The sequence below is a fragment of the Pectinatus brassicae genome, from assembly GCF_014201835.1.
Taxonomy (GTDB): domain Bacteria; phylum Bacillota; class Negativicutes; order Selenomonadales; family Selenomonadaceae; genus Pectinatus; species Pectinatus brassicae.
On record NZ_JACHFH010000060.1, the window covers coordinates 1 to 6,399 of the forward strand.

8 protein-coding genes are annotated in these 6,399 nt (G+C 31.5%); 6 read left to right on the plus strand and 2 right to left on the minus strand.

Translation table 11 applies throughout. From position 1 onward, the window contains the following. Nucleotides 1–235 precede the first annotated feature (235 nt). The 5 genes from HNR32_RS13340 to HNR32_RS13360 all read left to right on the plus strand — a co-directional run bounded on the left by HNR32_RS13340 (nt 236) and on the right by HNR32_RS13360 (nt 4,279). Nucleotides 236–424, plus strand: a complete 189-nt coding sequence (locus HNR32_RS13340) for a hypothetical protein (protein ID WP_183863489.1) — start codon at nt 236–238, stop codon at nt 422–424. A 42-nt stretch (nt 425–466) separates the two neighbouring features. Continuing rightward, complete coding sequence (locus tag HNR32_RS13345) at nt 467–2,668, plus strand: NACHT domain-containing protein (RefSeq protein ID WP_183863491.1); 2,202 nt, start codon at nt 467–469, stop codon at nt 2,666–2,668. Then, on the plus strand, nt 2,629–3,027 hold the full coding sequence (locus HNR32_RS13350) for a hypothetical protein (RefSeq protein ID WP_183863493.1): 399 nt from the start codon (nt 2,629–2,631) through the stop codon (nt 3,025–3,027). The genes HNR32_RS13345 and HNR32_RS13350 overlap by 40 nt, the downstream gene beginning before the upstream one ends. 213 nt (nt 3,028–3,240) lie before the next feature. After that, on the plus strand, nt 3,241–3,723 hold the full coding sequence (locus tag HNR32_RS13355) for a pyridoxamine 5'-phosphate oxidase family protein (RefSeq protein WP_183863495.1): 483 nt from the start codon (nt 3,241–3,243) through the stop codon (nt 3,721–3,723). Between the two features lie 157 nt (nt 3,724–3,880). Further along, entirely contained in the window at nt 3,881–4,279 is a 399-nt protein-coding gene (locus HNR32_RS13360) for a GNAT family N-acetyltransferase (RefSeq protein ID WP_231038156.1), read from the plus strand. A gap of 243 nt (nt 4,280–4,522) precedes the next feature. Here HNR32_RS13360 and HNR32_RS13365 read toward each other — a convergent pair whose 3' ends face one another. Next, a complete protein-coding gene (locus HNR32_RS13365; protein WP_183863497.1) occupies nt 4,523–4,984 on the minus strand; it encodes an abortive infection family protein in 462 nt (153 codons plus the stop codon). A 526-nt stretch (nt 4,985–5,510) separates the two neighbouring features. Next, entirely contained in the window at nt 5,511–5,930 is a 420-nt protein-coding gene (locus HNR32_RS13370) for a C-GCAxxG-C-C family protein (protein ID WP_183863499.1), read from the minus strand. A 273-nt stretch (nt 5,931–6,203) separates the two neighbouring features. Between HNR32_RS13370 and HNR32_RS13375 the strand changes: the two genes are divergently transcribed. Next, nucleotides 6,204–6,399: transposase family protein (locus HNR32_RS13375; protein ID WP_221300632.1), on the plus strand; the 196-nt coding region annotated here is incomplete at its 3' end.

The following is a 6,399-nucleotide window of genomic DNA, read 5'->3' on the forward strand; positions in this document are numbered from 1 at the left end:
ACTACAGAATTCATTCTTCTTTGAATTATTTAACACCAAGAGCATTCAAAGAAAATGCCCTTAAAAAATCTGTTTAGTTTACTGTTGACAATCCAATGTTTTGTATTTTGGGGGATTATCAAGAGAATAATCAAAGAAAAGTCATTCGATAGTTTAGTATTGAGTATAAATGCCACGAAATTGAGTATCAGAGACAGATGATAACAATTTATGCTATACAAGAGAGGGTGTAAATATGTTTGGAGTAGATTCAATTATACCATTACTTAATGCTGCACTTTTAACTGGGGCAGTACAAAGTTTTCTAATTAGGCTGGGAGCTAGTGCACTATGGTATGGCGTAGAAAAAGTAGCAAGAGCGCACAACTGCGATACTAATTTAGGCTCGCAAACATGGGATGTACTTAGGAATACCATGCAGTAGTATTATGAAGACAAAAAATATGAGTATGACGAAGAAATCGTTATGAAGGCGTTTTGTGAGGAATACAATATAAAAGGTGGAATATGGAATGATAGTAACTTTCGAGCTATTCTCGAGGCAACAATGTATCTCCCTGTAACAGATAAAGACTATAGAAAATGGCTTAATTTCTTTTTCGAAAATTGTTCCTACAATCAACTCCTTTTTAATAGGATTCAGCTTAATGAAGGCACTGAAAATAAAATGTTTTCAGACCGAGATTTAGTGGTTCAAAGACTTGAAGCAAAACTACTTAGATATACTGACGCCAAAGAATGCGAGACAGAATATTGCTTAAAACTGACCTCGGTATTTGAACGGCTTGATCTGCTGTTTAATAACTCTTGGAAAAAAGATGTGTTGGATTTAATCACCAGATTACCACATGAACAATATAATCAAGATGAAATTAACAAAAAACTATCGTTTATTTATTCAAACGAAGATTGTGATGACGTTTTGGTTCAAATTAAGGAACTCTTAGGTCTATACGATTTTGAAACGGCAAAGTCTGAAAATAAAAGTGAAATCAGAGAACTGCTTAAATATCCACATTATTACAAAGTGTTAGTTATTACTGGAACAACTGGATCTGGAAAAACCTTCTTTGTAAATAGATATATAAAATATTGCTTAGAAAAATTGAAAATCAGAGATATTAGTATTATTCCGTATGTTTTTGATATAAGCAAAGTTGTAAGTGATTCTAATCTTGAGCAATTGCTGATTCATGAGATGGCGGATTTATTAGGTAAGTCTGTACAGTCTCTTGAGGATGCTTCAAAATTGTTAAGCTATCTCCCAATAAAAATATGCTTTGTTATTGAAAATATTCATTTAATTATTGATGAAAAATCAAAGTGGAATAGCTTAATTTCTTGTATTAATAGATTTTCACGATATGAGGAATTTAAATGGTTATTAACTATTAATGGGTATGAGTACTATGCTTTAGAAGATATATCAAATTTTTTGCAACGATATTGTATTGAAAAGAATTCTCTGCTAAATATAAGTAAAAAAAGATTAGCTATTTTTCAGCACGCAGTAAATATGGATGAGCTTAACAAGGAATGGCATGTTGTTGAAACAATACTTCAGAAAACACTTTCTGGACGTATGAGTAACACTTATGTTGATGTTAACAAAGGAATCACAACTCCACTTGAGGCATTATACTTTAGAGAATGTATTGAAGGAGAAGAATGGGTTTCATCTCCTTCGACATATTATGAATTCATAAAAAAAATCTTCGATTGGAAAGCAAATAAACTTGCAGAGTGTAATTCTACTACGGTTCAATCTACTGTGTTAGTAATTGTTGACTGTGTAATAGAAAAGTTAAATTGTGTGATTAAGGATTCAGAATTAAATAAATCAGATTTAAGCTGCTTAAGATCTGTCCAATTATTATCATCTACTATTACAATCTGCAAGGAAAATTTTTCTGTTTCATATGGATTTCAACAAATTTCTTATAGAATTAGAGTCTTTCCTTATTGGGCTGCAATAATGGTTAAAAATCGATTTCGTTCCAAAGAGTTCAAAGTGGAAAGTATAACCGGTTATCCAGCGGAATTGAAGGAATGGCTTATTCCTTGCTATATTTTCTATAATGCACAAAATGAAAATGCATTACTTAGTTTATTCCCAGCTTTGAAAAAAGCATCATTGTTGGAATATGCACTGTTTTGTGCTCAAAGAGATTCTTCTGTATTTAGTAAGGCACTTTACAACTTTATCATTAAAAATGTTGACTATATTAAAAGTAGCAAAAGGTGTTATTCCGTATTTTACTTTGTGTTTTATTGTCCGTTAAGAATCTCTCAAAAGTTCAAACTGTTTACCTCTATAGCTGGGAAAGTTAAAGAGTTTAATCTGCTGAATTTATACAGTCGGGTGTTTAAATCCGTAGTCCATACTTCGAAAAAGTTAAAACAATTGAAGAAAAATATGCTGGAGTTAGCACCTTGTGATGTTTTGGATATTAACTATATCAATGGATATGAAACTGGAGAAGTTTTTATGCACTTATCGAATAATGAAGAAAAAAGCTTTGATATAGTGATAAATGATATAATTGCTTATATTCGCGAACATGAATCCATACTTGAAATAATCAAAAATGGAAACAATAGCAGTTTTTTTGATTTCTTTATTAGAAAATGCATGGAAAACTACTTGAAATCGAAAAAAAAGATTTAGTGACTGTTTATTGTGATTTTGAGAAGCTGTTTCAAAATGAGAAACCTGTTGGAGCCTATATAAAAAGGAATTTAACTTGTGCGGCGGGAAATATATTTTCTTCACAAGGACGGCATCCTATTGGATTCGATAAAGAATATATAGAATTAACAGCTTATTTTGCAAAAAAAGAGGGATACTACGAAAAAGTGACAGCGTGGTTTCTGATAAAAAATAGTATCTCTCAGAAAGAAGATAAACTGAATGAAAGATTATATGAGATTTTATCAGAATTAGTTAATGATGAAAAAATATTGGCATTATGCGAAAAGGAAGTAAATTTCTTTTTGAAAATTACAATGATAAGTCAAAATGATTGAGGTCTTCACATAATGCACCCTTCTCGAATTATAAGATACAAAATAAGCTGAAAAAACAAATAAATTACAATAGGCTCAAACTAGTATATTGGAACATTGTAGGAAGATATAAAATCAGGTAGCAATTGGCAAGCATTTAGCGGCCTAACGTTCTTGAAAAATAATTGAGCAATCTCAAATGCTTAGTGAAAATGATGATGGAGGTTATAAGAGATGAGTGATTTTAGAAAAATGAGACGTTTTAAACAAGGAATATCTAAAAAAGAATGCGTTGAGGTGTTAAAAAATGCGCCACGTGGAATAATGGCTTTTCATGGTGAAAATGGATATCCGTATGCAATTCCGTTAAACCAATACTATGATGAGAAGGATGGAAAACTATATTTTCATGGAGCAAAACAGGGACTAAAGCTTGATCTTATGGGTAAAAATAATAAGGTTTGCTTCACTGTAATGGATAATGGATTTGTTAAGGAAAATGATTGGGCACTCAATATAAAAAGTGTTGTCTGTCTTGGCAGACTAGAGGTTTTAACAGATAAAGATGAAGGATTAGAACAGTGCCGGATGTTAGCAAAAAAATTTTACCCAACTCGAGAATCTATAGAGAATGAAATAAAAAAAGCAGGAAACAATATGAATGTTCTAGTTATGGAAATTGACTATATGACTGGAAAACTTGTGAATGAATCGTGATGACGGATGTAAGTGGTTCAATTGCTATATGAGATTTCTTCAAAATAATTGTATCTAGAGCAATAATAAAAAGTGCACAACTCTCGAATAAAAAAACACAAATAAGCTGGAAAAATAAATAAACTATATAGTTAACGGATTTTTAGGAGATAACCATTTGAAATTTTTAAATAGAATACCAACATCTGATGAATATAACAGATTAAGGATAAATTCAGGCATGGGAAATGAAAAGAAAAATTCCATGATTGATAAGGCAATGATAGGTTCTTTATTAATAGTAAGCGTGTATGAAAATGAAAAACTAATTGGTTTTGGGAGAATTGTTGGCGATGGTGGGATAACATTTGCGGTAACAGACATTATGGTTGATAGAAACTTTCAAAGACAAGGAATTGCAGATAAAATATTGGATATCATAGATGAATGGTTTAATGCAAACACAAATGAAGATTGTTTTATAATGCTGCATGCAAATATACCAGCTGACAAATTATATTTAAAACATCGATTTGAATATTTGGGTTCAAATAAAATAGGTATGCTAAGAAAATAACTTTAAGTCCGAATTTTAAAAATTAGCAGGTGCAGCAGCCATTGACAGTTATTTTTACATCTACCTGCGGGTTTTGCACAGACAACCCTTAAAGCGGCGAATGCGAGCGAAATGATGCATGTTGAGCTGTGGGGGCTGGGAAAGATATTGAGACGAAAAAAAAGTGCATCACTTAAATGACGATACACTTTTAGTAGTAATTGGATATTGGATTTTCACGTTTAAGCAAAATTTGAATAACTTTCATTTTTTTACTAGGTCTAATTTTTCGGTATCTTCATATGCTCTAATTAAAAAAATTATACTAGCTATAGTTGATTGTAATGCAAATGCAGTAAAATACTCTGGAATATCATCGGAGGTTTTATAATGATCTTTATGTCTTAATGATAAAGGATCAATTCTTAAAATATTAACTAACGAGGTATACTGATTTTGTAAATATCCTGGAATCAATTTACTATTGCAAATAACATTAATAAGTTTTGATCTTGAACCTACAGTATTAATCCATTTTTTATTCATACAAATTGAGTGCATTGTATTATCAAGAGCGAGCAAGGCATTCGTAAGCGATTTTTGATAATCTTCTGTAGAATAATACTCTTGCGCTTTTATAAGCGTATTTAATGCAATATTAAATTTATACTTATCTAATAACCTAACAGCAACAGCCAAAAAAGCAAATTGAAAATCATTTTTCATAATAAATCCACCTATAATACAACTTTATATGATTAGCTTATATTGAACAGCTAACTCGTAAGCATTATAAAAACGCAAAAAAGAGTCCCCTTACAAAAAAGGACTCTCACATGTTCTTGTTATAATAAGATTACTTCTAATGTTTTAATAATTGTATCATTATGGCAGTAAATTGTCAATTTATTTACTAGGAATGTTAACAATTTGCTATTTAAGTTTTTTGTATAAAAGGTTATTTTTTATTTAGTACACACGCTCGAATAAAAGGCACAAAATAAGCTGAAAAAACGAACAAATCATACAAATACTCAATTATTTATGCAGCAGAAAAAAGACACCTTGTGCAAGTTTGAGCCATTGTATTGATAGTAATAGCCCAGAGCGAATTGTAATGAATTAGAAGGCAGCGAGTGAAAGATAGAATAAAGGGTATTATCGTGGGGAAAGAGCTGGGATATTAAGACAAAAACTCTCTCAAACATGAATCTAACATATTTGAGAGAGTTTAGAGAGTATTATATAATATTCAGTTGTTTTCCGATAATTTTAGAACTTTTTCCAGGATAGCTACTGCATCCTGTATGCAGCCATCACATGAACGGAGAGGTTTTTTTGTATCAATGCCGCGTAATTCACGGCAGATGGTGGATCCATTTTTATGTCGAAAAATATTATTGATTTCTTTTATCAAAGGGTAAGTGACTGCTTTTGAGTATGGAGGACCATTTAAATTCCCGGTGCTTTTAAGTAATCCAACGACGGCTGCAGCACCAGAAAGGGCACCACATGTGCCATAGTTGTCAGCCATACCGGAGCCATAGCATTCTACTACTTTAAAAAGTAATTTTTTATCTATAGAAAGGAGGTCTGCAAAGACACAAGCAGTGGATTGGGCACAATTATATCCCTTATGGTGAAGAAAAGTAGCTTTTTCGATTCTATTCATGGTTTTCTCCTAAAAAATATCTGATGTAAATTTTCTTTGTAGGCAGCTCAATAAGTCGAGCATATAATGAAATATACTTTGATTTATAGTATAAGACACCTTTCTTTTTATTATAATACTTATTTTTTGTATAGCAAATCGAGAAAAGGGGCAATGCATTTATTCCAGCTAGTGTGGGTGTGAATGTCAATGAAAAAGTGGTTCTTTCCATAGTTAGTTGAAACTATGCTCATTTCTGGTAAAATAAAAGAAAAACGGAAACGAGATAAAACAATGGATGAATTTATAAAATTGCTGGATGAAAACTTAAATTATGTAAACCATGAAATCGTAGGCGATACAATTTTCATATATGTTGTTTCGAATCGCCCAGTGGTTATCTGCCCTTATTGTGGGAAAACATCTGCAAAAACTCACTCACATTATGAAAGAAGATTTCAGGACATACCAATGCAAGGAAAGAAAGTGC